Source organism: Streptomyces lunaelactis, assembly GCF_003054555.1.
Classification (GTDB): Bacteria; Actinomycetota; Actinomycetes; order Streptomycetales; family Streptomycetaceae; genus Streptomyces; species Streptomyces lunaelactis.
In genome coordinates this window covers 1654810-1677359 of sequence record NZ_CP026304.1, presented here as the reverse complement: position 1 = coordinate 1677359, position 22550 = coordinate 1654810, and the positions used below count along the sequence as shown (strand labels likewise).

Genomic DNA, 22550 nt, shown 5'->3' with positions numbered 1-22550 from the left:
CGGAGTCGCCCAAGTACGTCCAGTACGAGGGCGATCCTCCGCCTTGCGATTGCACGCACCAGACGCCGCAGGGCCCGCCCTCCGGGCGGACGGCGCTACTTCTAAAACACGCCCTAGCCGTAGACCGGTCCGGTGTACTTCTCGCCAGGCCCCTGGCCCGGCTCGTCCGGCACCAGCGACGCCTCGCGGAACGCCAGCTGCAGCGACTTCAGCCCGTCGCGCAGCGGCGCCGCATGGAAGGAGCTGATCTCGGTCGCGCTCGCGTCCATCAGACCGGCCAGCGCGTGCACCAGCTTGCGGGCCTCGTCCAGGTCCTTGTGCTCGGCGCCGTCCTCGGTCAGACCGAGCTTCACGGCGGCCGCGCTCATCAGGTTCACCGCGACCGTCACGATCACCTCGACGGCGGGAACCTCCGCGATGTCGCGGGTCATGTCGTCGAAGCCGGGGGATTCACTGGGGGTGGTCGCGTCACTCATGACGCACACGATATGCCCAGCCGCTCGTGCCCCCGCCACGGCCACCGGTTAGCTCCTTCCGCCGGGAGCTGCTAACCTTGTGTGACGACCGGCCGGACACCTGTGTGCCCGGCCCACAAGTGGAGGCTCCGATCTCCCACCTGGCTGTCCTTCGGGACGGCGGGTCACCGGTCAGGTGGCGCCCATCGTTCCGTACGGACGATGGAGCCGCCCGATAAGCCCCGCGGTAGCACGCGGCGGTGTTCCGGTATTCGAGGAGCTTCCGCCTGTGTCCCGTCCGGGGCATTTTTCACGTTCTGGCGCGGTTGGTCATAGGAAACAGACGTTACGCGGCTGCCTGCCAGACATCCGTGTGGTGCTACTTAGGAGGATCCATCAGCGCCGAGCCCCGCATCAACGACCGGATTCGCGTTCCCGAAGTGCGACTTGTCGGTCCCAGCGGCGAGCAGGTCGGGATTGTTCCGCTTGCCAAGGCCCTCGAGCTTGCGCAGGAGTACGACCTCGATCTGGTCGAGGTCGCGGCGACTGCCCGCCCGCCCGTGTGCAAGCTCATGGACTACGGGAAGTTCAAGTACGAGTCGGCCATGAAGGCCCGTGAGGCGCGCAAGAACCAGGCGCACACGGTCATCAAGGAAATGAAGCTCCGGCCGAAGATCGACCCGCACGACTACGACACCAAGAAGGGTCACGTCGTCCGGTTCCTCAAGCAGGGTGACAAGGTCAAGATCACGATCATGTTCCGTGGTCGTGAGCAGTCCCGCCCCGAGCTTGGCTTCCGTCTGCTCCAGCGGCTCGCCTCCGACGTCGAGGACCTCGGCTTCATCGAGTCGAACCCGAAGCAGGACGGCCGGAACATGATCATGGTTCTTGGCCCGCACAAGAAGAAGACCGAGGCCATGGCCGAGGCGCGTGAGGCTCAGGCCGCCCGCAAGGCGGAGCGTCAGGGCACCACGCACGAGGAGCCGGCGGACGAGGTTGCCGAGGCTCCGGCCGAAGCACCCGCCGAGACGCCCTCCGAGGCGTGATCCGAGGGGCTGCCACCCAGGCCGCCCCTGGTCCCGCCCGGAACCACAAACCAAGATCTGACGCTCCGCTGTCCCGGTGTCCGCACCGGGGGAGCGCCACTGACGAGGAGATACGGCGCGATGCCGAAGAACAAGACGCACAGCGGTGCCAAGAAGCGCTTCAAGATCACCGGCTCCGGCAAGGTGCTCCGCGAGCGCGCCGGCAAGCGCCACCTGCTCGAGCACAAGCCGTCCACGCTGACGCGTCGCCTGAGCGGCAACGCCGAGATGTCGAAGCCGGACAGCAAGACCATCAAGAAGCTTCTCGGCAAGTGACGTCGGTGCCCCCGGTGACGGGGGCACGATGCCGAGACCGGGACCAATTCGTTTCCGGGTCGTGTGAGTCCAACCACGGCCCCGCTACAAGGAGTTAACAAGTGGCACGCGTCAAGCGGGCAGTCAACGCCCACAAGAAGCGCCGGGCAATTCTCGAGGCCGCCAAGGGTTACCGCGGTCAGCGTTCACGCCTGTACCGCAAGGCCAAGGAGCAGGTCACCCACTCCCTGGTCTACAACTACAACGACCGCAAGAAGCGCAAGGGCGACTTCCGTCAGCTGTGGATCCAGCGCATCAACGCCGCTGCCCGCCAGAACGGCATGACGTACAACCGCCTCATCCAGGGTCTGAAGGCCGCCAACATCGAGGTGGACCGCAAGATCCTGGCCGAGCTCGCGGTCAACGACGCCAACGCGTTCGCCGCGCTCGTCGAGGTTGCCCAGAAGGCGCTTCCGAGCGATGTCAACGCCCCGAAGGCCGCCGCCTGATCAGGCTGTAGTCCTTCTCGCCGGACCCGCAGGCCCTGCGCCTGCGGGTCCGGTGTGTTCCCGGACCCCCCTCGTACGTAGGAAGAGCGAGCCACAGGCACATGCCCACACCCGAGCTGATCTCCCCGCGATCCCCGCGCGTCACCGCCGCCCGGCGGCTGGCCAAGCGGGCCTTCCGCGGCAAGGAGCGCCTGTTCATCGCCGAGGGCCCGCAGGCCGTGCGCGAGGCGGTCGCCCACCGCGGCCCCGGCGGCGAGCCCACCCTGGTCGAGCTCTTCACCACCGTCGAGGCCGCCGAGCGGTACGCGGACATCGTCCACGCCGCCTTCGCGGCCGGCGCCCGGGTGCACCACGCCTCCGACGCGGTGCTCGCCGAGGTCTCCCAGACCGTCACGCCGCAGGGCCTGGTCGGCGTCTGCCGCTTCCTCGACTCGCCCTTCGAGGAGATCCTCGCGGCGCGGCCTAAGCTCGTCGCCGTGCTCGCGCACGTCCGTGACCCCGGAAACGCCGGCACCGTACTGCGCTGCGCCGACGCCGCGGGCGCGGACGCCGTCGTCCTCACCGATGCCTCCGTCGACCTCTACAACCCCAAGTCCGTACGGGCATCGGTCGGTTCGCACTTCCATCTGCCCGTCGCGGTCGGCGTTCCCGTGGAACAGGCCGTCCAGGGGCTGCGCGACGCCGGCGTCCGGGTCCTGGCCGCCGACGGCGCGGGCGAGGACGACCTGGACGACGAGCTCGACGCGGGCACCATGGGCGGCCCCACCGCCTGGATCTTCGGCAACGAGGCCTGGGGGCTGCCGGAGGAGACCCGCGCGCTCGCCGACGCCGTGGTGCGTGTCCCGATCCACGGAAAGGCCGAGAGTCTGAACCTCGCGACCGCCGCGGCCGTATGTTTCTATGCCTCGGCGCGCGCCCAGCGCGCAGGCAGTACGCGCTGACCAGCAGTACTCGCTCAGGGGGTCCGCTCCGTCACTTCTAGCTAGTAGGGTGACGCACTCGGGGGCCCACTGCGCCGGCGGAGAGGTGGGGTACGGGGATGGCTGTCGGGACAAGCAGGCCCGCGGAGACACACGGGGCATTGCTGTGCCAGTCCGACGGCCCCGACGCCCTCGGGATCGACCCCGACGACCTCCCCGACGGACTCGTCGTCGCCGACGAGACCGGCCGGGTGATCTGCTTCAACAACGCCGCCGTACGCATCACCACCGTGTCCAAGGCCGATGCGCTCGGCCTGCCGCTGGACCGTGCGCTGCCGCTGGAGGACCTCAAGGGCCGCCGCTGGTGGACGCTGACCGATCCGTACGGCGGACTCGCCACCCGCGTCGGCCAGCCCGAGCGCAATCTGCTGCTGCCCGGCGGCCGTGAGGTCCTCGTCTCCGCGCGCTATGTGCGCGAGTGTCCCACCGGGCCGATACGCAGGCTCGTCATCAGCCTGCGCGGCACCGAGGCGCGGCGCCGTACCGAGCGCAGCCATGCCGAGCTGATCGCCACCGTCGCCCATGAACTGCGCTCGCCGCTCACCTCCGTCAAGGGCTTCACCGCGACGCTGCTCGCCAAGTGGGAGCGGTTCACCGACGACCAGAAGCGGCTGATGCTGGAGACCGTCGACGCCGACGCCAACCGCGTCACCCGGCTGATCGCGGAGCTGCTCGACATCTCCCGTATCGACTCCGGACGGCTCGAAGTGCGCCGCCAGCCCGTCGATGTCGCTGCGGCCGTCGGACGCCACATCCAGGCGCACATAGCCAGCGGCCAGTCCCCGGACCGGTTCCTCATACGCATCCAGCGGCAGCTGCCCGATCTCTGGGCGGACCCGGACAAGATCGACCAGGTGCTCGGCAACCTGCTGGAAAATGCGGTGCGGCACGGCGAGGGAACCGTCACCATCGAGGTGGCACCGGCATCCGCGAAGGACGACGAGAAGGGAACGGCCGTCACCGTGAGCGACGAAGGCCCCGGCATCCCCGAGGAGTCGATGGGCCGTGTCTTCACCCGCTTCTGGCGGGGGAGCAAGCGCGGTGGTACGGGCCTTGGCCTCTACATCGTCAAGGGCATCGTCGAGGCACACGGCGGGACGATCACCGTCGGCCGCGGACCCGGCGGCGGCGCCGAGTTCCGATTTATTCTGCCCGTCGGCGCCCCGGCCTACCTGGCCTGACCGCCCACGGGCTCATTCGCCTCTCCACACCCCGTTAGACTCGTCCTTTGGCACCTTTGCGTCCTCGGTCGAGAAGCGGGGGCCCCAGCCAGCCCATCGGAAGTACGGGAAGAGATGTCCGCACCCAATAAGTCGTACGACCCTGTTGAGGTCGAGGCACTGAAACCGGAAGAGATCGAGCGCATGCGGGACGAGGCGCTCGCCGCCTTCGCCGCCGCCGGCGACCTCGACGCCCTCACCCACGCGAAGATCGCGCACACCGGCGGCACCTCGCCGCTCGCGCTCGCCAACCGTGAGATCGGCGCGCTGCCGCCGCAGGCCAAGGCCGAGGCGGGCAAGCGCGTGGGTCAGGCCCGCGGTGTCGTGAGCAAGGCCCTCGCCGCCCGGCAGGCGGAGCTGGAGGCCGAGCGCGACGCCAGGGTGCTCGTCGAGGAGGCAGTGGATGTCACGCTGCCCCACGACCGCATCCCGGCCGGTGCCCGCCACCCGCTGACCACGCTGATGGAGCGCCTCGAGGACATCTTCGTGTCCATGGGGTACGAGGTCGGCGAAGGCCCCGAGGTCGAGGCGGAGTGGTTCAACTTCGACGCCCTGAACTTCGTGCCCGACCATCCGGCGCGGCAGATGCAGGACACCTTCTTCGTCCAGGGCCCCAAGGGCACCACGGACGACGAGTCCGGCATCGTGCTGCGTACGCACACCTCCCCGGTGCAGGCCCGCACGCTGCTCGACCGCGAGCCGCCGGTCTACGTCGTCGTGCCCGGCCGCGTCTACCGCACCGACGAGCTGGACGCGACCCACACCCCGGTCTTCCACCAGATCGAGCTGCTCGCCGTCGACGAGGGCCTGACCATGGCCGACCTCAAGGGCACCCTGGACCACATGGTCCAGGCGCTCTTCGGCCGGGACATGAAGACGCGGCTGCGCCCGAACTTCTTCCCGTTCACCGAGCCGTCCGCCGAGATGGACATGGCCTGCTACGTGTGCCGCGGCGAGTCCGTGGGCAACCCGGACCGGCCCTGCCGCACCTGCGGCAGCGAGGGCTGGATCGAGCTCGGCGGCTGCGGCATGGTCAACCCGAAGGTGCTCATCGCCTGCGGCGTCGACCCCGAGAAGTACAGCGGATTCGCCTTCGGGTTCGGCATCGAGCGGATGCTGATGTTCCGCCACAACGTCGAAGACATGCGAGACATGGTCGAGGGTGACGTCCGGTTCACCCGGCCGTTCGGGATGGAGATCTGATGCGGGTCCCGCTTTCTTGGCTGCGGGAGTACGTCGACCTGCCGGCGACGGAGACCGGTCGTGACGTCCAGGCCAAGCTCGTTTCCGCCGGCCTCGAGGTCGAGACCGTCGAGCAGCTCGGCGCCGGGCTCAAGGGCCCGCTCGTCGTCGGCAAGGTGCTCACCATCGAGGAGCTGACGGAGTTCAAGAAGCCCATCCGCTTCTGCACCGTCGACGTCGGCCGGGCCAACGGCACGGGTGAGCCGCAGGAAGTCGTCTGCGGCGCGCGCAACTTCTCCGTCGGCGACAAGGTCGTCGTGGTGCTGCCGGGCGCCGTGCTGCCCGGCGGCTTCGCGATCGCCGCGCGCAAGACGTACGGCAGGACCTCGCACGGCATGATCTGCTCCGGCGACGAGCTCGGCATGGGCGACGACGGCAGCGGCGGCATCATCGTGCTTCCGCCCGAGTACGAGGTCGGCACCGACGCCATCGAGCTGCTCGAACTCGTTGACGAGGTCCTCGACATCGCCGTCACGCCCGACCGCGGCTACTGTCTCTCGATGCGCGGTGTCGCCCGCGAGACCGCCATCGCGTACGGCCTGCCGCTGCGTGACCCGGCGCTGCTGGACGTCCCGGCCCCGAACTCGTACGGCTACGTCGTGAAGGTCGCCGACCCGATCGGCTGCGATCGCTTCACCGCGCGTACGGTCGTCGGCCTGGAGCCCGAGGCCCGCTCCCCGATCTGGCTGCGGCGCCGGCTGCAGAAGGCCGGGATGCGCCCGATCTCCCTCGCCGTCGACGTCACCAACTACGTGATGCTCGAAGTCGGCCAGCCGCTGCACGCCTACGACCGCTCCCGTCTCGACGGGCCGATCGGAGTGCGCCGCGCCGAGCCCGGCGAGAAGCTCACCACCCTCGACGGTGTCCAGCGGGTGCTGGACGCCGAGGACCTGGTGATCACGGACAACCGCGGGCCGATCGGTCTCGCGGGCGTCATGGGCGGTGCCAACACGGAGATCGCGGACCACGGCGACGACGCCGGTGCCACCACCGAGGTCGTCATCGAGGCGGCGCACTTCGACGCGATCACCATTGCCCGTACCGCGCGCCGCCACAAGCTGGCCTCCGAGGCGTCCAAGCGCTTCGAGCGCGGTGTCGACCCGCAGGCCGCGGCGGCAGCCGCGCAGCGGACCGTCGATCTGCTGGTGCTGCTCGCGGGCGGCACCGCCGAGGCGGGCGTCACCGAGGTAGTCGCCCCTTCCGCGCCCCGCACGATCGCCATGCCGGCGAACCACCCGGACCGTGTCGCGGGCGTCGACTACGGCCGCGAGAGTGTCGTACGCCGTCTCCAGGAGGTCGGCTGCGACGTCTACGGACAGGACGAACTGGTCGTCACCGTCCCCTCCTGGCGTCCCGACCTCAGCGAGCCGAACGACCTCGCCGAGGAAGTCATCCGACTGGAGGGGTACGAGAACCTTCCCTCGACGCTGCCCACGCCGCCCCCGGGCCGCGGGCTCAACGAGCGTCAGCGGCTGCACCGCCGCGTCGGCCGTGCACTGGCCGGGGCCGGTTATGTCGAGGCGCTGAACTACCCGTTCGTCGGCGAGCAGGTCCTCGATCAGCTCGGCATCCCCGCGGACGACGAGTGCCGTCGGCTGGTCAAGCTGGTCAACCCGCTCTCCGACGAGGAGCCCGCGCTGCGCACGGCGCTGCTGCCGGGACTGCTCGGCGCGCTGCGCCGCAACGACGGCCGCGGCAGCCACGACCTGGCGCTCTTCGAGACCGGTCTGGTCTTCCGGGCCCCGGTGAGGGAGGGCATCGCGGTACGGCTGCCCGTCCACCGCCGTCCGACCGAGGAGGAGATCGCCGGACTGAGCGGAGTGCTGCCCGTGCAGCCGCGCCATGTGGCGGTCGTGCTCGCCGGTGCGCGTGAGCAGGCCGGCTGGTGGGGCAAGGGGCGTCCGGCCGAGTGGGCCGACGCGGTCGAGTCCGCCCGCACGGTCGCACGCGAGGCAGGGGCCGAACTGATCGTCCGCCAGGGCCAGTACGGTCCGTGGCACCCGGGCCGCTGCGCCGAGCTCGCCGTGGTGATCGACGGAGCGGAGCAGACCGTCGGTTTCGCTGGTGAGCTGCACCCGCGCGTGGTCAAGGCGCTGCATCTGCCCGCGCGCAGCTGCGCCATGGAGCTGAACCTGGACCTGCTGGAGCAGGCGTCGCAGGGCCCGCTCCGGGCGCCCCGGATCTCCACCTTCCCGGTGGCGACCCAGGACGTCGCTCTCGTCGTCGACGAGCAGGTGCCGTCCGCCGAGGTCGAGAAGGTGCTGACCGAGGGCGCGGGTGAACTGCTGGAGTCCATCCGGCTGTTCGACGTCTTCACCGGTGAGCAGATCGGCGAGGGCAAGAAGTCCCTGGCGTACGCGCTGCGGTTCCGTGCCGCCGACCGGACGCTTACGGTCGAGGAGGCATCGGCCGCCCGGGACGCGGCGGTGGCCCTCGCCGCCGAGCGCACCGGGGCGGTGCTGCGCGGAGCCTGACTCGCTCCCACCTGCGCAGGGGCGCGCCCGGAGTTCCGGGCGCGCCCCTCACTGCTTCGGCTGAGAACGGAGGGCGGAGCCGATGAGGGATTGCCATGCGGCCGGCGCCGCCCGCCCTGCCGCGGAGTGTCGGGCAGATCAGCAGGGCAGGCGACGCGATCACGGGCCGTCGCACTGTACGAGGGGGAGCCGACGGCCCGGCCGCCTCTGTGAGAGGCAGCCCAGTCAACCGGTGTGCGCGGCGTGGCGGCAGAGCGCGCGGGGCACAGATGTGGGCACTTGGTTCACACCCCGTGCGAATCGTCCTCTACTACGCTGAGCGGACCGAGCCACCGGAGGGGCCCTGTGCAGCCCAACACTCTGCTCGACGCCCTGCTCGACGAGGCGGGCATCTCCAACGCGGGCCTCGCCGCCCGCGTCAACCACGCCGGCCGGGCACGAGGTCTCGCGCTGCGGTACGAACACACGGCCGTGGCACGCTGGTTGAAGGGCCAGCGCCCGCGCGGCCAGGTGCCCGACCTGATCTGCGAGGTGCTCGCCGCCCGGCTGCACCGGGCGATAGCGCTCGGGGACATCGGCCTTGGATCGCCGGGGGACTCCGTCATGCCGCCCGGCTCGCCGCTCTCCGGTTTCGTGGAGCGGGCCACCGCGCTGTGGCGCTCCGACGAGCAGCAGCGGCGGCACATCATCGAGGCGCCCGCGGTGACCGGCACCCCCGCCGTCATGCCGGTGTGGGAGTGGGAGAACCCCCCGGAGGACTCCGATGTCTCGCGCTCGGGACAGACGCGCGTCAGCATGGCCGACATCAAAATGCTGCGCGCGGCCCGGGCGCACTACGAGTTGATGTACCGGAAGGCGGGCGGTATCGCGACGCGCTCCCGCATCGTCGGCTTCCTCAACGCCGAGACGGCACCGCTGCTGCGCGGTGGCTACAGCGATGCGCTCGGCCGCCAACTGCACCGTGCGACCGGGGGTCTGGTCTCGGTCGCCGGTATCTGTGCGTACGACTCCGACGCGCACGGCCTGGCCCAGCGCTACTTCCATCAGGCGCTGCGGCTGGCAAAGGCCAGCGGTGACCGGGGACTTGGCGCCTATGTGATCGCGCTGCTGGTCAACCAGTCGCTGTTCATGGCGGAGCACCGGCAGGCGGTGGCCTTCGCCGAGGCGGCGCTGCGGGCGGCCGGCCGGCAGATCACTCCGGCGCTGGCCGCCGATCTGTACGCGATGCAGGCGAAGGCGTACGCCCATCTCGGCGACGGCAGCAGCGCGTTGAGGTGTATCCGGCGCGCGGAGCTGGAGGCGGAGCGGATCCGTCGGGGTGCCGAGCCGGACGAGACCGGGTACGTCCAGCCGGGCCTGGTGAACGTCCAGGTGGCGGAGGCCCTGCTCAGCCTCGGTGATCTGACGGCGGCACGGGAGCATGCCACCCAGGCCGTCGACACTCCGGCGCACGACCGCGGCCGGGTGCACCGGCTCGCCATGCTCAGCCAGATCGAGCTGCGTCAGGGCGAGGTGGACCGGGCGGCGCGGACGGCGGCCGAGATGGTGGAGCGGGCCAGGGGGATGGAGTCGCAGCGGCTCCGGGACCGGCTCCGTGCGGTGCGTGAGCACCTCGTGGCGAGCGGATGCACCAATGCCGATGAGGCGGCCGAACTCATCGACGGGGCACTGCGCGTTCCCCTCTGACCGAGCTCCTGCTGCGATATTGCCATCTACTTGTCGGAAGGTGGCAGAAAAGTGCAGTGGACGAAATTAAGCGAACAAACTGTGTACGAAAACCGCTGGTTCAGGGTCAACCTGGCCGACGTCGAGCTCCCCGACGGCCGGCACCTGGACCACTTCCTCATCCGGCTCCGCCCCGTCGCCGTCGCGACCGCGGTCAACAAGGCCAACGAGGTGCTGATGCTCTGGCGGCACCGCTTCATCACCAACAGCTGGGGCTGGGAGCTCGCCGCGGGTGTCGTCGAGGACGGCGAGGACATCGCGGCCGCGGCCGCCAGGGAGATGGAGGAGGAGACGGGCTGGCGTCCGGGCCCCCTCCAGCACCTGATGACCGTCGAACCGTCCAACGGCCTCACCGACGCCCGGCACCATCTCTACTGGTCCGAGGACGCCACGTACATCGGGCATCCCGAGGACGACTTCGAGTCCTCGCGCCGCGAGTGGATACCGCTGAAGCTGGTACCCGACATGATCGCCCGCGGTGAGGTCCCGGCCGCCAACATGGCGGCCGGGCTGCTGATGCTCCACCATCTGCGCCTGGGCTGAGGCCCGGCGGCTAGGCCTATGTGTCAGACACGGCCTACCGTCCCATCGCCTGCCAGAGCGTGACCGCCAGCGCTCCCAGCGCGGTCAGTGCGGCGACGGCGGGCAATGGCCACCTCGCGTGCTCGAGTGCTCCGACGCGCGCGGCCAGATCGGTCAGATTCTGGTCGATCTGGTCGTTGCGCTGCGCGAGCAGCGCCAGATGCCCGTCGATCCGGGCGAGGCCGACGTCGAGGCTGCGGCGTAACTCGGCGAACTCTTCGACGACCACTAAATGATCAGGGTCGGTGGTCACGGATTGGCTCCTCTTGAGGTAGTTGTACAGCGGACCCTTGACTGAGCGGAACCGAGTCAACTCTCCCTGGTAGGAGGGCGGGAGCGTGTGCGCACGGCATATGCGGGCACGCCCCGCACACTCCGTGTGAATGCCCCGGGGGAATCAGGAGTACGGGTAGAACCCGGAGCCCGACTTGCGGCCGAGCCGGCCCGCGTCCACCATCCGCTGCAGCAGCGGGGGAGCGGCGTACAGCGGCTCCTTGAACTCCGCGTACATCGAGTCCGCGACCGAGGCGACGGTGTCCAGACCGATGAGGTCGGCGAGCTTCAGCGGGCCCATCGGGTGGGCGCAGCCGAGCTCCATGCCGTTGTCGATGTCCTCGCGGCTCGCGATGCCCGACTCGAACATCCGGATCGCGGAGAGCAGATACGGGATGAGCAGGGCGTTCACCACGAAGCCCGAGCGGTCCTGGGCGCGGATCGGGTGCTTGTCGAGCACCTGCTGCACCACGGCCTCGGCGCGCTTGATCGTCTCCTCGGAGGTGGTCAGCGCCGGGATCAGCTCGACGAGCTTCTGCACCGGGGCCGGGTTGAAGAAGTGGATGCCGATGACCTGGTCCGGGCGGGAGGTCGCGACAGCGAGCTTCACCAGCGGGATGGACGAGGTATTGGAGGCGAGGATCGCGTCCTGGCGGGTGACCACCTGGTCCAGCACCTGGAAGATCTCGGTCTTGACCTGCTCGTTCTCCACGACGGCCTCGATGACGAGATCGCGGTCGGCGAACTCCCCGAGGTCGGTGGTGAAGCTGAGCCGCTCCAGGGTCGCGTCGCGCTCCTCCTCGGTGATCTTGCCGCGTTCGGCGGCCTTCGAGAGGGAGTTGTAGAGCCGGGTGCGACCGATCTCCAGGGCCTCGCCCGTGGTCTCGGCGACCTTCACCTCGAGGCCGCTGCGGGCGCACACCTCCGCGATGCCTGCGCCCATCTGGCCGCAGCCCACCACTCCGACGCGTGCAATGTCGGCCATTGAGTCCGTCACCTCGTGCCTTTCGCTGTTCGTGCGGCAGGCCGCCCGTGTGATTCCGGTGCCCGCCCCGACCCCCCGACGTTACTCCGGATGTATGCGTGCCCGACTGCCAGGGCCGGGCATGCTGTGCGGATACGGACGTGGGCGCCAAGGACGGACGAGGTGACATATGGGACTCATCGGGAGAAGAGGCTTTGTGGTGACGGCGGCCGGTGCGCTGGCCGCGCTGGCGACAGCCGGGGACGCGGCCGCCGTACCGGCCTCGGCGCGACGGCGCCGACGGCACGGGCCGGGCCCGGAGTTCCGCGGGATGTGGCTCGCGAGCGTCGCCAACCGCGACTGGCCGTCCAGGCCCGGACTCACCGCCGCCGAGCAGCGCGACGAACTGCTCGCCCTCCTCGACACCGCCGTCGCCCGCCGGCTGAACGCCGTCGTCTTCCAGGTCCGGCCGACCGCTGACGCGCTGTGGCCGTCACCGTACGAACCCTGGTCGGCGTACCTCACCGGCGTCCAGGGCAAGGACCCGGGCTGGGATCCGCTGGGCACCGCCGTGCGCGAGGCCCACCTGCGCGGTCTGGAGCTGCACGCCTGGTTCAACCCCTACCGGGTCGCCAACCACACCGACCCGTCCCGGCTGGTCGCGAACCACCCGGCCCGCGTCCACCCGGACTGGATCCTCCCGTACGGCGGAAAGCTGTACTACAACCCCGGTCTCCCCGACGTCCGGCGCTTCGTCCAGGACGCCATGATGGACGCCGTCCTCCGCTATGACATCGATGCCGTCCACTTCGACGACTACTTCTACCCGTATCCGGTCGCGGGCCAGGTCTTCGACGACGACGCCACCTACGCCCGCTACGGCGCCGGCTTCCCGGACAAGGCCGCCTGGCGGCGCGACAACACCGACCGGCTGGTGAGCGGCATGGCCGACCGGATCAAGAAGGCCAGGACGCGGGTCCGCTTCGGCATCAGCCCCTTCGGGGTGTGGCGCAACGCCACCACCGACCCGCTCGGCTCCGACACGCGGGCCGGCGTGCAGACCTACGACGATCTGCACGCCGACACCCGTAAGTGGGTCAAGCAGGGCTGGATCGACTACATCGTCCCCCAGATCTACTGGAACATCGGCTTCGCCGTCGCCGACTACGCCAAACTGCTGCCCTGGTGGAACGACGTCGTACGGGGCACGGGCGTCCATCTCTACGCCGGTGAGGCCCTGTACAAGGCGGGCGCCCCCGGCCAGCCCGCGCCCTGGCAGGACCCGGCCGAGCTCTCCCGCCATCTCACGCTGGCGCGCGCGTACCCGCACGTGCGCGGCCACTGCTTCTTCTCGGCGAAGGAAGTCATGACGGACCCGATCGGGGCGATGGCCAGGGTCGTGGCCGATCACTATCCGACCAGGGTGGCGCCGCCGAGCTGAGTCAGCCCTGCTCGGGGTGTTGTACGACGGTGTCGGGACCCGGTGACATCAGTGCCTCGTGCCCGTCCTGGAAGCGGACGCGATACGGGGGAGTGCCCTGGGGTCCCAGCACCTCGACGACTTCGGCGACCTTGTCGTGCTGCCCCACGGTCCTGCCGTGCACCAGCAGCGTGTCGCCCACGTTCGCTTGCATCGGTGTTGACCTCCTCGAAAGGGGATGGTCCGTGTTCCGAGTCTACGGCCGGGGGTGGGACTTGCACCCCTCAGGTTCGGGCGCGCTGGGTGACCGCGATGCAGACCAGAACGGCCACGGCCGCCACCGGGGCGGCGGGCGAGAGGGTTTCGCCCAGCAGGGACACCGACCAGACCAGGGTCAGGAGCGGCTGCGCCAGCTGGAGCTGGCTGGCCTTGGCGATACCGATCGAGGCCATGCCGCGGTACCAGACGTACAGCCCGAAGAACGTCGAGCCGACGGCGACCCAGAGCAGCCCGATCGTGCCGTGTGCCGTCAGTCGCACCGGCTCGAAGGCCAGGGCGACGGCCGAGCCGGCGAGCGCGAACGGCAGGCAGAAGATCAGCGCCCAGCCGACCACCTGCCAGCCCGGCATCTGCCGGGCGAGACGGCCGCCCTCGGTGTAGCCGGCCGCGCAGACCAGCAGGGCGCCGAACAGACAGACATCGCCGCTCCGGAGTTCGCCGCCGCTCTGCTGCACGGTGAAGGCGATCACCACGGCCGCTCCGGCGAGCGCCGCCAGCCAGAAGGCGCGAGAGGGGCGCCGGCCGGTGCGCACGGCCGCGAAGGCGGCAGTGGTGAGCGGCAGCAGTCCCACCACGACGGCGGCGTGCGAGGTGGTCGAGGTCTGCAGGGCGAGCGTCGTCAGCAGCGGGAAGCCCACGACCACACCGCCGGCCACCACTGCCAGACCGGCCCAGTGCCGGCGGTCGGGCAGCGGTACGCGCATCGCCAGCAGAAAGCCGCCCGCGACGATGGCGGCGAGCACGCTCCGTACGGCAGCCAGGGACCAGGGGCCGAAGCTCTCCAGGCCCCAGACAGTGGACGGGAAGGTGAGCGAGAACGCGACGACGCCCAGCGATGCGAGGAGGGTGCCGCTGCTGACCGCTATCGAGGTGGTGGGAGTAGCGCTATCCTGTGCTGTCATGCAAGAGCGTAGCAGTGTGGCGGAATTGGCGAGTACGTTGAAGCGAGAGCTCAACCGCTACTCTCCTGGTGGAAAGCTGCCGTCCAGTCGGGCGCTCGTCGAGCGGTACCGGGTCTCGCCGGTGACGGTCTCGCGCGCCCTGGCCCAGCTCGCCGCCGAGGGACTGGTCGTCACCCGGCCCGGCGCCGGCGCCTTCCGGGCGCAGCCCCGTACCGACGCCACGCCGCCCGGGGACACCTCCTGGCAGGAGGTCGCCCTCAGCGCCGACGCGGCCACCGAACCGGTGCCACGCGCCGTCGACGCCTCGGGGGTGCTGGCCACGCTCGCCGCGCCGCCGCCGGGCGTCGTGGAGTTCAACAGCGGCTATCTGCACTCCTCCCTCCAGCCGGAGCGGGCGATGGCCGCGGCCCTGGCACGGGCCGGACGGCGGCCCGGCGCCTGGGGCCGGCCGCCCACCGACGGACTACCCGAACTGCGCGAGTGGTTCGCCCGCGGCCTCGGCGACACCACCGGCGCCGCCGACGTACTGATCACGGCGGGCGGCCAGTCCGCGCTGACCACGGCCCTGCGCGCGCTCGCACCGCCCGGCGCCCCCGTCCTCGTCGAGTCACCCACCTACCCCGGCATGCTGGCGATCGCCCGCGCCGCCGGGCTGCGGCCGGTGCCGGTCCCGGTGGACGCCGAGGGGGTACGGACGGAACTGCTCGCCGCGGCCTTCCAGGCCACCGGCGCCCGGGTCCTCGTCTGCCAGCCGCTCTTCCAGAACCCGACCGGCGCGGTGCTCTCGGCAGAGCGCCGCCCAGAGGTGCTGCGCATCGCACGGGCGGCCGGGGCCTTCGTCGTCGAGGACGACTTCGCGCGCCGCCTGGCCCACGAGGACGCGGGCCCGCTGCCCGGGCCGCTCGCCGCGGACGACCACGAGGGTGTCGTCGTCCATGTGAGCTCGCTCACCAAGGCGACCTCGCCCAGTCTGCGGGTGGGCATGCTGGCCGCCCGCGGACCGGTCCTGGAACGGCTGCGCGCCATCCAGGTCGTCGACAACTTCTTCGTACCGCGACCGCTCCAGGAAGCGGCCCTCGAGCTGGTCGGCTCACCGGCGTGGAACCGTCATCTGCGCACTGTCGCGGCCGAGTTGAAGGCACGCAGGGACACGGCGACCGCCGCCCTGCTCCTGGACCTTCCCGAACTGGCCCTCCCGTACATCCCGTCCGGCGGCTACCACTTGTGGCTGCGGCTGCCCGACGGCACCGACGAGGCCGCGTTGTTCTCCGCCGCCCTGCGCGCGGGCGTCGCCGTCGCACCCGGCCGCCCCTACTTCTGCGCCGAACCCCCGGCCGCGTACCTGCGGTTGAGTTTCGCGGGCGTGGCAGGACCTGCCGAGATCGCCGAGGGCGTACGGAGACTGCGGACCGCTTGCGACGAGGTGCTGGGCTGAGGGCGGCCGCGGCAGCCCGGCGGCCGACCGGAACCGGCCCTTCAGTGACCTCTTGACCTGCGCGGTTTTCACATCCACGATCGCGCCATGAGTGTCCGGATCACGCTGGTCGCTGCCGCCCGCAGCTCCTCCCTGCTCGCCGAGCGCTTCGACGACGACCGGCCGCTCGACCAGGCCGGCTGGCACGAGGTGCAGCTCGCCGCGCACGCCCTCGTACCGCTGGGCGCCGCCGAGATGCGGTACTGCTCGCCGACCGCCCGCAGCCGCGGGACCGGCGAGGCCCTCGGCTTCGCGCCGCTCGTCCAGCCGGCGCTGAGCGACTGCGACATGGGCCGCTGGCGCGGCTCCACGCTCGCGGAGGTCACCCTTTATGAACCGGCCGCTGTCAACGCCTGGCTCGCCGATCCGCGCACCGCGCCGCACGGCGGCGAGCCGCTGCTCGCGTTCATCTCGCGCATAGGGAGTTGGCTGGACACCCGGCCCGCCGACTACGGCTCCATCGTCGCCGTCGCCGAGCCCGCCGTCGTACGGGCGGCCCTTGTGTACGCGCTGAAGGCGCCGCCCTCCTCGTACTGGAACGTGGACGTCCGCCCGCTCTCGACCGTCACCCTGACCGGCCTGCCGGGCCGTTGGAGCCTGCGCCTCCAGACGGCCGCCTGAGGGCTCTGCGGACGCGTCACCGGGCGGCGGTAGTACGAGGGCGCCGCCCAGCAGTCCTGTGTCCCTACTGACCCCGAGGCTGGTTGAAACGCAGCAAGTTGCCCGCAGGATCGCGGAAGGCGCAGTCGCGAACGCCGTACGGCTGGTCGATCGGCTCCTGGACCACGTCCGCGCCCGAGGCGCGGACGCGCTCGAACGTGGCGTCGCAGTCGTCCGTCGCGAAGATGACCGCACGCAGCATGCCCTTGGCCAGCAGCTCGGCCATCACCTGCTTGTCGGCGGGCGAGGCGTTCGGGTCCGCGCCGGGCGGCTCCAGGACGATCTCCACATCCGGCTGGGACGGCGGCGAGAGGGTCACCCAGCGCATCCCCTCGAACCCGACGTCATTGCGCACATCGAGGCCGAGAACGTCGCGGTAGAAGGCGAGCGCCTTGTCGTGGTCGTCGACGGCGATGAAGCAGTGGGACAGCTTGAGTTTCATGTCCGTCACGTTACGGACCGAGCGGCAGCTTCGCTTCCCCGTTCCGGACAGGCCGCGTCATGATCTTGGCGAAGCAGGCGGGGATGGCGGCACCCTGCTCGTGGCTCCGGGCCCGGTATGCGCTCGGGCTCTCGCCGACCAGCTCGGTGAACCGCGAGCTGAACGACCCCAGCGACGTACAGCCGACCTCGAAGCAGACCTCGGTCACCGTCAGGTCACCGCGCCTCAGCAGTGCCTTGGCCCGCTCGATCCGGCGGGTCATGAGATAGCTGTACGGCGTCTCCCCGAAGGCGGCACGGAAGCTGCGGGAGAAGTGGCCCGGCGACATCAGGGCGGCGCGGGCCAGTGCCGGGACGTCGAGCGGCTCCGCGTAGTCGCGGTCCATGGTGTCGCGTGCCCGGCGCAGATGGACGAGGTCTTGTGGCGTCACGCGACCAGCATCCCACGGCGCCGTGAGCCCCGTGAGGGGTCGGGCGCGGGGGCTACGGCCGGCGGCGAGGTTTGCCGCGCTTGCCGACTTTCGGGGCGCCGGAACCGGTCCGTGGGCTCTTGCCGGTCGACTTGCCGGCAGCGGGCTTCCGCCGTGCGCCGTCTTTGTCGGGGCGCTTGTTCTTTGGCTGCGCCGGGGCGGGGGAGCGGCCCCGTGAGCTGTTCACGGTCCGCCCGCGGACGATGCCGATGAACTCTTCCACCAGGTCGGTGGTTTCGTCCTCCGGCCACGACAGCGCGATGCGCGACTCGGGGGCGCCCGAGACCGGCCGATACGTGAGGTCCTTGCGGTGGTGCAGGCGGGCGAGTGACTGCGGGACGACGAGCAGCCCCACTCCAGCCGCCACCAGTTCGATGGCGTCCGCCGTCGTGGCGGGGCGCTCGTTCGCGGGCTTTCCCGGCCGACGCTCCCAGTCGAGGGTGTCGTCGAGGGGGTGCAGCACGATGTCGTCGGCCAGATCCTCGGCGGACACTTCGTCGACCGCGGCCACGACGTGGTCCTTCGGGGCCACGACGACCGTCGTCTCGGTGTAGAGCGGGATCGCGCTGAGGTCCGTCCGGTCGATCGGCAACCGCACGAAACCCGCGTCTGCGCCGCCGGCCCGCAGCACGTCGGATGCCTCGGTGGCGGACACCGGGACGAGGGTCAGTGGGATGTCGGGCAGCCGCTCGTTCCAGATCCGCACCCACTTGGTCGGCGTCACACCCGGGACATAGGCGAGCCGGAACGTAGGGGGTACTTCCGAGCCTGTCACTCCGCCAGGTTACCGGTCGTGGTCGGAGGTAGCGCACATGCTCGATACCCTTGACCCCATGACGTCGCACCAGACCACCCAGACGATGAAGCCTGCCACCGCGGCAAAGAAGCTGGGTGTGTACCTCGAGGCCACCCCCGCCGAGTTCCAGGAGGGTGTCGTCTCGCGCACCGAACTGAACGCGCTCCAGGCCGACCCGCCCGAGTGGCTGCAGGAGCTGCGACGCAATGGCCCGCACCCCCGGCCGGTGGTCGCGGCCAAGCTGGGCATCTCCATCGCGGGCCTCGCGCGCGGAGGCGTCACGGACGCGCTCACCACGGAGCAGATCGACGCCCTTAAGAACGACCTTCCCGAGTGGCTGCAGAAGGAGCGCGCCACCCAGGCCGAGGTCCGCAAGGAGACGGTTCGCATCAAGGAGATGAACGCGGAGCGGGCCGACCAGCCCCGCCGTCCGCGCTCCTGACCCCCGGCCCAGTACGGCGGTAAAACCGCTGAAGCACGGGAGAGCGACCGCCAGCGCGGTGCCGAACTCCTCGGCACGTGGCCCGACCCCGGCGGGAGCGGCGGATGCCGGGGCGCTGCCAGAGGCCGTCACCCGTTGGCAGCCCACCCCGGGACCGTCGGCAGCACGTTCTCGGCGACGCGGAGCACCACCGCGTCGTCCGGCACCACGCCGTCCGTGCGCCACAGGGTCACCTCGAAGGAGCCGCCGCTGTCCTTCGTGTCCCGGGCCACGGTGAGGGCGCGGGCCGGGACGCCGGGACCGCTGTCGGTGTCGCTCCCGTCGAGGCGGAAGCTGATGCTGATGGTGCGGTCCGAGTAGAAGACCGCCGGGCGGCCCAGAACCGTCTGCTGCCGCGCGCTGGCCCCCAGAAGTGAGGCGGACCCGGCCACCGGATGACGGTCGTAGGTGGCCGTCAGATTCACGGTGTAGGTCCCGAACTCGACCTCGGCCGAGGGAGTGGCGATCTCCTTGCCGTTGCCAAACTTGACGGAGCCGCCACTGCCGCCGGCGGTCTTTGCGGTCTCCCCCGGCGTGCCGAGCAGTTCAGCGAGGTCGGGACGGTTCAGCGCCTCGCACAGTTGCGCCCCGGACACGCGCCGAGGCGCCTTCCCGGACTCCTTCGGCGCCTTCTCGGGCTCCCCGCCCGAGCATGTAGCAGGCCGCGGGTCGCTGTCCGAGGACGACGCCTTCTCGATCGTCCACAGACCGGCACCGAGTGCCGCTACCAGCGCCACGGCGGCGACGGCCTGCCCCCAGGTGCCCGCGCCCTTCGTGGGCGCGTCGATATCGTGTGCCATGTCCCCCGCCTGCCGTGATCCCCCGATACGTGCCCGGGGACTTTAACCCGTGATCATCAGGAGGACAAGGAGATTGGCCGTCACCGCGTGCCAACCTCGGCCGACGCGCCCGCCCGTTACCCTGCGGGCCAGCCAAAACGCTCATGGGCCAACTGAAGCGCCACGTCACACCACTGTGACTGAGCGCGCGGCTTGGCCCGTTCGTGCCAACGGAGACGGCCGCGCCCCGTCCGCCGTGGCGGTTCGCGGGTGTCAGGCGCCGGGCGGGCGAAGCCCAGCCACCGCCCATTTCGCCCGCGTGGACAGCCGGCCGAGCGCCTTCGCCGACTCCTTGCCGATTGTGTCCAGCAGGAGTCTGCCGTGCGCCATCGTCGCCCGCGCGAGTTCTGCGTCACCCGCCTCGACCGCGGCGAGCGTCAGCTCCAAATGCTGCTCCGTGATCAGTCGGCCGAGCCCCCGGCGGTGCCACTGGGGAACCGCTCCGTCCGTCGTGGTGCCATCGGCGCAGACCGCCGCCCGTGCCCGCTCCAGCGCCCGCCCCGCTGCCGCGAGGTCGCCCTTGCGGCGCTCCAGGCGGGCGAGGACGTACGCCTCCGAGGCCCGGTCCCATGCTGTGTCCTGAAGCGAGAGGAGGTTGAACTGGGCGCGGGCCGCCTGTGCGTGGTCGCCGATGCGCTCCAGCGCGCGGCTCAGCTCCCGGAGCCGGTCCGCGTCCGGGCCCGTATCGTCCAGCATGCGTATGAGCGCGACCCGGGCGTGCTCGACACGACCCTGCCGGTGGGCCAGCTCGATCCAGGTGAACTCGCTCTCCGCAGCCACATCTCGCCCGTGCCGCTTCGCCTCCTCGGCGCGGGCCCACTCCACGGCTCCGGCACTGTCGGTGAACTGCCCGGCAGTGGCCGACCGCAGGAGCGGAACGTCCCCGTCCTGCCCGTGCAACGCCACCAGCACCGCGGCCGACCGCCGCTCCTCGAACCACTGGGTCCGCGCGGCACTCTCATGCTCCAGCAGGAAACGCAGCAGCGGCAGGTCGCCGTCACGGCGGTCGTACTGCGCCGCCCGCAGCACCCCCGCCCGCAGCACCGGATCAGCGGCAACCTCCTCCCGCGCGCCGAGGTCGCCGGAGCGCATCCGCTCCAGCGCCTCCCGTCCCGGGCCGAGGACGACGTCGCGCAGGGGCTGCCGGAAGGACTCGTCCAGGTATCGGCCACCGTGCCTGACCACGGCGTGACCATGTCGCATCATCCGCGCGACCTTCGTTCGCCGGGCAGATCGCCCCACGGCGGCGCCCGGACGCGGGCAACAGCCGCTGTAACAGCCGGCCGGCCGCCCGGGCGACAGTTTGGTCCATGTCGACCTGACTCCTTCAGGTTGGCCACGCCCCCGGGCCGTTCGCGCGGTCGCGGGGGTCTTCTGTGGGTGTCAGGGAACCGCACATGGCCAGCCAGAGCCACGGCAAAATGCCGCACTTCTGCTGCGGGTTTGCCGCAACGGATACGCTGAGCTGGGGATGTTGGACGGAGGGCGACGATGGCGGGCAAGCGGCAGGGCTTCGCGAAGCGCCGTAAGGCATGTGGATACACACAGGAGCAGTTCGCGGATGCCATAGCAGTGGACCGGACCACGGTTCAGCGGTGGGAGAAGGGTGACAACGACCCTCAGCCGTGGCTCAGGCCGCGGATTGCCACATTGCTCGATATGACTCCCGGTGAGCTGGACAGTCTGTTCTCTTCTGATGCTGGGATTCACGGTCCGCTGGGAGTCAACCCCTGGACCGTCGATTCCGTATCGAGTCCCGATGACGAGACTGACGCGTGGGAATTGATGCGGCGTGTCCAGGCAAGTGATGTCGGATCAGCCACGCTTGATCGACTCGATCATGCCTTTGATGAATTGGCTACGGCGTACCCAGTAACGCCACCGCAGGAACTCATGCAACGCGTACGGAAGCACTCTGCCTATGTCACTCGACTGTTGGACGCCCGCAAGTCATTGAACGAGCACCGCCGCTTGCTCGTTGTCGGCGGATGGCTTTCTCTATTCGGCGCGACGCTGCACATTGACCTCAAGCAAGATCAGGCGGCTACGGCCCGGTTGCAGACGGCCGCTGCGCTGGCCCGCGAAGCGGGTAATGCCGAGATCGAGGCTTGGTGCTTCGAAACTGATGCATGGCGCGTACTGACGGAGGGCGACTACGCCCGCGCGCTCGAACTCTCCCAGATAGCACAGCAGATCGCGCCGGCTGGCGGGTCGGCGGCCATTCAGTCGGCAGCGCAGGAGGGAAGAGCGCGTGCGCGACTGGGACAATCGAGGGAGACGTACACGGCTATTGACCGAGTGCAGCGCATGTCCGCGTCACTCCGCCGCCCGGATCGCCCGGAGCACCACTACCGCTACGACCCCGCAAAGGCCCTTGCGTACACTGCGACGACTCTAGCGTGGGCTGGGGACTCGGCAGCCGAGCCGTATGCACGCGAAGCCATCGCCCGGCTGAGCCCAAGTGATGACGTTCGGAAATGGCCCCGCCGGGTGGCCTCAGCAAATATCGATCTGGCTTTAGTGTTGCTCTCCGAAAACCGCATGGATGAGGCATGCGATGCGGCCCAGAAGGCAATACTTAGTGGCCGCGTCGTCCCCTCGAACCATTGGCGAGCGCTAGAGGTCGTGAAAGCAGTCGAGGCGCGGCAACTCCCCGAAGCGCCGGACTTGCGCGACGCGTACCAGGGACTCAAGGCCCTCGGAAGGACCTGACCGGCCCGAACCAAGAGGTTACATTCGCCGGGGTGTTGCTCCACCCACCACACGCCGCCGGAGCTGCTGACGGTCGTGTTCGCCGAATTCCATCGCACGCTCGCCCCCGGCTGCCATCTCATGGTGGCTGGCCACGTGGGAGACGACGAGCATCTACGTCCGACGCAGGCGTATGGCGGCCACCCGGTGACTTAACTTTCTGGCTCAGCGGCAGCTTGGGTTTGTCGGACTGCTTGCCGTGTGACCCGGCGCTGCGCGAGGCCGCGCCGTGAGCGACGGCGAACTCGTAGAAGCCTCCTGCCAGTCGCTCTC

24 protein-coding genes and 1 pseudogene are annotated in these 22550 nt (G+C 70.3%); 15 read left to right on the top strand and 10 right to left on the bottom strand.

Features of this window, described 5'->3' with window-relative positions; all coding sequences use genetic code 11:
- Positions 1-113: 113 nt before the first annotated feature.
- Positions 114-476: a DUF1844 domain-containing protein gene (locus SLUN_RS07390; protein ID WP_108147729.1), complete on the bottom strand. Its 363-nt coding sequence runs from the start codon at positions 474-476 to the stop codon at positions 114-116.
- Between the two features lie 350 nt (positions 477-826).
- On the opposite strand from SLUN_RS07390, the gene infC reads away from it, so the two are divergent.
- The 9 genes from infC (at position 827) to SLUN_RS07340 (ending at position 10488) form a co-directional block, all read left to right on the top strand.
- Entirely contained in the window at positions 827-1501 is a 675-nt protein-coding gene (gene infC / locus SLUN_RS07380; RefSeq protein ID WP_108147728.1) for a translation initiation factor IF-3, read from the top strand.
- Positions 1502-1621: 120 nt separating this feature from the next.
- A complete protein-coding gene (gene rpmI, locus SLUN_RS07375; RefSeq protein ID WP_108147727.1) occupies positions 1622-1816 on the top strand; it encodes a 50S ribosomal protein L35 in 195 nt (64 codons plus the stop codon).
- Positions 1817-1917: 101 nt separating this feature from the next.
- A complete protein-coding gene (rplT, locus tag SLUN_RS07370) occupies positions 1918-2304 on the top strand; it encodes a 50S ribosomal protein L20 (protein WP_108147726.1) in 387 nt (128 codons plus the stop codon).
- Between the two features lie 101 nt (positions 2305-2405).
- On the top strand, positions 2406-3245 hold the full coding sequence (locus SLUN_RS07365; RefSeq protein WP_108147725.1) for a TrmH family RNA methyltransferase: 840 nt from the start codon (positions 2406-2408) through the stop codon (positions 3243-3245).
- A 98-nt stretch (positions 3246-3343) separates the two neighbouring features.
- Complete coding sequence (locus SLUN_RS07360; protein ID WP_108147724.1) at positions 3344-4465, top strand: sensor histidine kinase; 1122 nt, start codon at positions 3344-3346, stop codon at positions 4463-4465.
- A gap of 114 nt (positions 4466-4579) precedes the next feature.
- A complete protein-coding gene (gene pheS / locus SLUN_RS07355) occupies positions 4580-5707 on the top strand; it encodes a phenylalanine--tRNA ligase subunit alpha (RefSeq protein WP_108147723.1) in 1128 nt (375 codons plus the stop codon).
- Positions 5707-8220 (top strand): phenylalanine--tRNA ligase subunit beta, encoded by a 2514-nt coding sequence (pheT, locus tag SLUN_RS07350; RefSeq protein ID WP_108147722.1) that lies wholly within the window; start codon positions 5707-5709, stop codon positions 8218-8220. The genes pheS and pheT overlap by 1 nt, the downstream gene beginning before the upstream one ends.
- Before the next feature lie 345 nt (positions 8221-8565).
- A complete protein-coding gene (locus tag SLUN_RS07345; RefSeq protein WP_108147721.1) occupies positions 8566-9906 on the top strand; it encodes an NsdA family TPR-like regulatory protein in 1341 nt (446 codons plus the stop codon).
- A 51-nt stretch (positions 9907-9957) separates the two neighbouring features.
- Positions 9958-10488: an NUDIX hydrolase gene (locus tag SLUN_RS07340; protein ID WP_108147720.1), complete on the top strand. Its 531-nt coding sequence runs from the start codon at positions 9958-9960 to the stop codon at positions 10486-10488.
- A gap of 34 nt (positions 10489-10522) precedes the next feature.
- Here the strand turns inward: SLUN_RS07340 and SLUN_RS07335 are convergent, their stop codons facing one another.
- Both SLUN_RS07335 and SLUN_RS07330 read right to left on the bottom strand, forming a co-directional pair.
- Positions 10523-10780: a hypothetical protein gene (locus SLUN_RS07335; protein WP_108147719.1), complete on the bottom strand. Its 258-nt coding sequence runs from the start codon at positions 10778-10780 to the stop codon at positions 10523-10525.
- Positions 10781-10924: 144 nt separating this feature from the next.
- Positions 10925-11785: a 3-hydroxybutyryl-CoA dehydrogenase gene (locus SLUN_RS07330; RefSeq protein ID WP_108147718.1), complete on the bottom strand. Its 861-nt coding sequence runs from the start codon at positions 11783-11785 to the stop codon at positions 10925-10927.
- Positions 11786-11954: 169 nt separating this feature from the next.
- On the opposite strand from SLUN_RS07330, the gene SLUN_RS07325 reads away from it, so the two are divergent.
- Positions 11955-13205, top strand: a complete 1251-nt coding sequence (locus SLUN_RS07325; protein ID WP_108147717.1) for a glycoside hydrolase family 10-like protein — start codon at positions 11955-11957, stop codon at positions 13203-13205.
- A gap of 1 nt (position 13206) precedes the next feature.
- Here the strand turns inward: SLUN_RS07325 and SLUN_RS07320 are convergent, their stop codons facing one another.
- Positions 13207-13398: a DUF1918 domain-containing protein gene (locus tag SLUN_RS07320; protein WP_108147716.1), complete on the bottom strand. Its 192-nt coding sequence runs from the start codon at positions 13396-13398 to the stop codon at positions 13207-13209.
- 70 nt (positions 13399-13468) lie between these two features.
- A complete protein-coding gene (locus SLUN_RS07315; protein ID WP_108147715.1) occupies positions 13469-14365 on the bottom strand; it encodes a DMT family transporter in 897 nt (298 codons plus the stop codon).
- Here SLUN_RS07315 and SLUN_RS07310 point away from each other — a divergent pair.
- Together SLUN_RS07310 and SLUN_RS07305 are read left to right on the top strand one after the other, a co-directional pair.
- Positions 14364-15800, top strand: a complete 1437-nt coding sequence (locus SLUN_RS07310) for an aminotransferase-like domain-containing protein (protein WP_108147714.1) — start codon at positions 14364-14366, stop codon at positions 15798-15800. The two genes, SLUN_RS07315 and SLUN_RS07310, sit on opposite strands and share 2 nt — an antisense overlap.
- Before the next feature lie 87 nt (positions 15801-15887).
- Positions 15888-16460, top strand: a complete 573-nt coding sequence (locus tag SLUN_RS07305) for a histidine phosphatase family protein (RefSeq protein WP_108147713.1) — start codon at positions 15888-15890, stop codon at positions 16458-16460.
- A gap of 64 nt (positions 16461-16524) precedes the next feature.
- Here SLUN_RS07305 and SLUN_RS07300 read toward each other — a convergent pair whose 3' ends face one another.
- The 3 genes from SLUN_RS07300 to SLUN_RS07290 are packed head-to-tail and all read right to left on the bottom strand — an operon-like array spanning position 16525 to position 18185.
- Complete coding sequence (locus SLUN_RS07300; RefSeq protein WP_108154575.1) at positions 16525-16941, bottom strand: VOC family protein; 417 nt, start codon at positions 16939-16941, stop codon at positions 16525-16527.
- Between the two features lie 10 nt (positions 16942-16951).
- Positions 16952-17371 carry a helix-turn-helix transcriptional regulator gene (locus SLUN_RS07295; RefSeq protein ID WP_108147712.1) on the bottom strand — a complete coding sequence of 140 codons (420 nt, stop codon included), beginning with the start codon at positions 17369-17371 and terminating at the stop codon, positions 16952-16954.
- A gap of 52 nt (positions 17372-17423) precedes the next feature.
- Positions 17424-18185 (bottom strand): LysR family substrate-binding domain-containing protein, encoded by a 762-nt coding sequence (locus SLUN_RS07290; RefSeq protein ID WP_108147711.1) that lies wholly within the window; start codon positions 18183-18185, stop codon positions 17424-17426.
- A 58-nt stretch (positions 18186-18243) separates the two neighbouring features.
- Between SLUN_RS07290 and SLUN_RS07285 the strand changes: the two genes are divergently transcribed.
- Positions 18244-18648 (top strand): DUF5997 family protein, encoded by a 405-nt coding sequence (locus tag SLUN_RS07285; protein WP_108154574.1) that lies wholly within the window; start codon positions 18244-18246, stop codon positions 18646-18648.
- 128 nt (positions 18649-18776) lie between these two features.
- On the opposite strand, the gene SLUN_RS07280 is transcribed toward SLUN_RS07285, so the two are convergent.
- Both SLUN_RS07280 and SLUN_RS07275 read right to left on the bottom strand, forming a co-directional pair.
- The gene (locus SLUN_RS07280; RefSeq protein WP_108147710.1) at positions 18777-19487 is read right to left on the bottom strand and encodes a DUF6215 domain-containing protein; all 711 of its coding nucleotides are present in this window, start codon (positions 19485-19487) and stop codon (positions 18777-18779) included.
- A 252-nt stretch (positions 19488-19739) separates the two neighbouring features.
- On the bottom strand, positions 19740-20711 hold the full coding sequence (locus SLUN_RS07275; RefSeq protein WP_254709919.1) for a tetratricopeptide repeat protein: 972 nt from the start codon (positions 20709-20711) through the stop codon (positions 19740-19742).
- Between the two features lie 306 nt (positions 20712-21017).
- Between SLUN_RS07275 and SLUN_RS07270 the strand changes: the two genes are divergently transcribed.
- Together SLUN_RS07270 and SLUN_RS41000 are read left to right on the top strand one after the other, a co-directional pair.
- Positions 21018-22238: a helix-turn-helix domain-containing protein gene (locus SLUN_RS07270; protein WP_108147709.1), complete on the top strand. Its 1221-nt coding sequence runs from the start codon at positions 21018-21020 to the stop codon at positions 22236-22238.
- 39 nt (positions 22239-22277) lie between these two features.
- Positions 22278-22430 (top strand): annotated as a pseudogene (locus SLUN_RS41000) (SAM-dependent methyltransferase); the annotation flags it as partial.
- Positions 22431-22550 lie beyond the last annotated feature (120 nt).

Bases quoted from the DNA above. Each gene is read 5' to 3' on its own strand.
- SLUN_RS07390 (WP_108147729.1), bottom strand. From the start codon at position 476: ATGAGTGACGCGACCACCCCCAGTGAATCCCCCGGCTTCGACGACATG.
- SLUN_RS07315 (WP_108147715.1), bottom strand. From the start codon at position 14,365: ATGACAGCACAGGATAGCGCTACTCCCACCACCTCGATAGCGGTCAGC.
- SLUN_RS07305 (WP_108147713.1), top strand. From the start codon at position 15,888: ATGAGTGTCCGGATCACGCTGGTCGCTGCCGCCCGCAGCTCCTCCCTG.
- SLUN_RS07365 (WP_108147725.1), top strand. From the start codon at position 2,406: ATGCCCACACCCGAGCTGATCTCCCCGCGATCCCCGCGCGTCACCGCC.
- rpmI (WP_108147727.1), top strand. From the start codon at position 1,622: ATGCCGAAGAACAAGACGCACAGCGGTGCCAAGAAGCGCTTCAAGATC.
- SLUN_RS07285 (WP_108154574.1), top strand. From the start codon at position 18,244: ATGACGTCGCACCAGACCACCCAGACGATGAAGCCTGCCACCGCGGCA.
- SLUN_RS07325 (WP_108147717.1), top strand. From the start codon at position 11,955: ATGGGACTCATCGGGAGAAGAGGCTTTGTGGTGACGGCGGCCGGTGCG.
- pheS (WP_108147723.1), top strand. From the start codon at position 4,580: ATGTCCGCACCCAATAAGTCGTACGACCCTGTTGAGGTCGAGGCACTG.
- SLUN_RS07360 (WP_108147724.1), top strand. From the start codon at position 3,344: ATGGCTGTCGGGACAAGCAGGCCCGCGGAGACACACGGGGCATTGCTG.
- SLUN_RS07320 (WP_108147716.1), bottom strand. From the start codon at position 13,398: ATGCAAGCGAACGTGGGCGACACGCTGCTGGTGCACGGCAGGACCGTG.
- SLUN_RS07300 (WP_108154575.1), bottom strand. From the start codon at position 16,941: ATGAAACTCAAGCTGTCCCACTGCTTCATCGCCGTCGACGACCACGAC.
- pheT (WP_108147722.1), top strand. From the start codon at position 5,707: ATGCGGGTCCCGCTTTCTTGGCTGCGGGAGTACGTCGACCTGCCGGCG.
- SLUN_RS07330 (WP_108147718.1), bottom strand. From the start codon at position 11,785: ATGGCCGACATTGCACGCGTCGGAGTGGTGGGCTGCGGCCAGATGGGC.
- SLUN_RS07310 (WP_108147714.1), top strand. From the start codon at position 14,364: ATGCAAGAGCGTAGCAGTGTGGCGGAATTGGCGAGTACGTTGAAGCGA.
- SLUN_RS07280 (WP_108147710.1), bottom strand. From the start codon at position 19,487: ATGGCACACGATATCGACGCGCCCACGAAGGGCGCGGGCACCTGGGGG.
- SLUN_RS07270 (WP_108147709.1), top strand. From the start codon at position 21,018: ATGGCGGGCAAGCGGCAGGGCTTCGCGAAGCGCCGTAAGGCATGTGGA.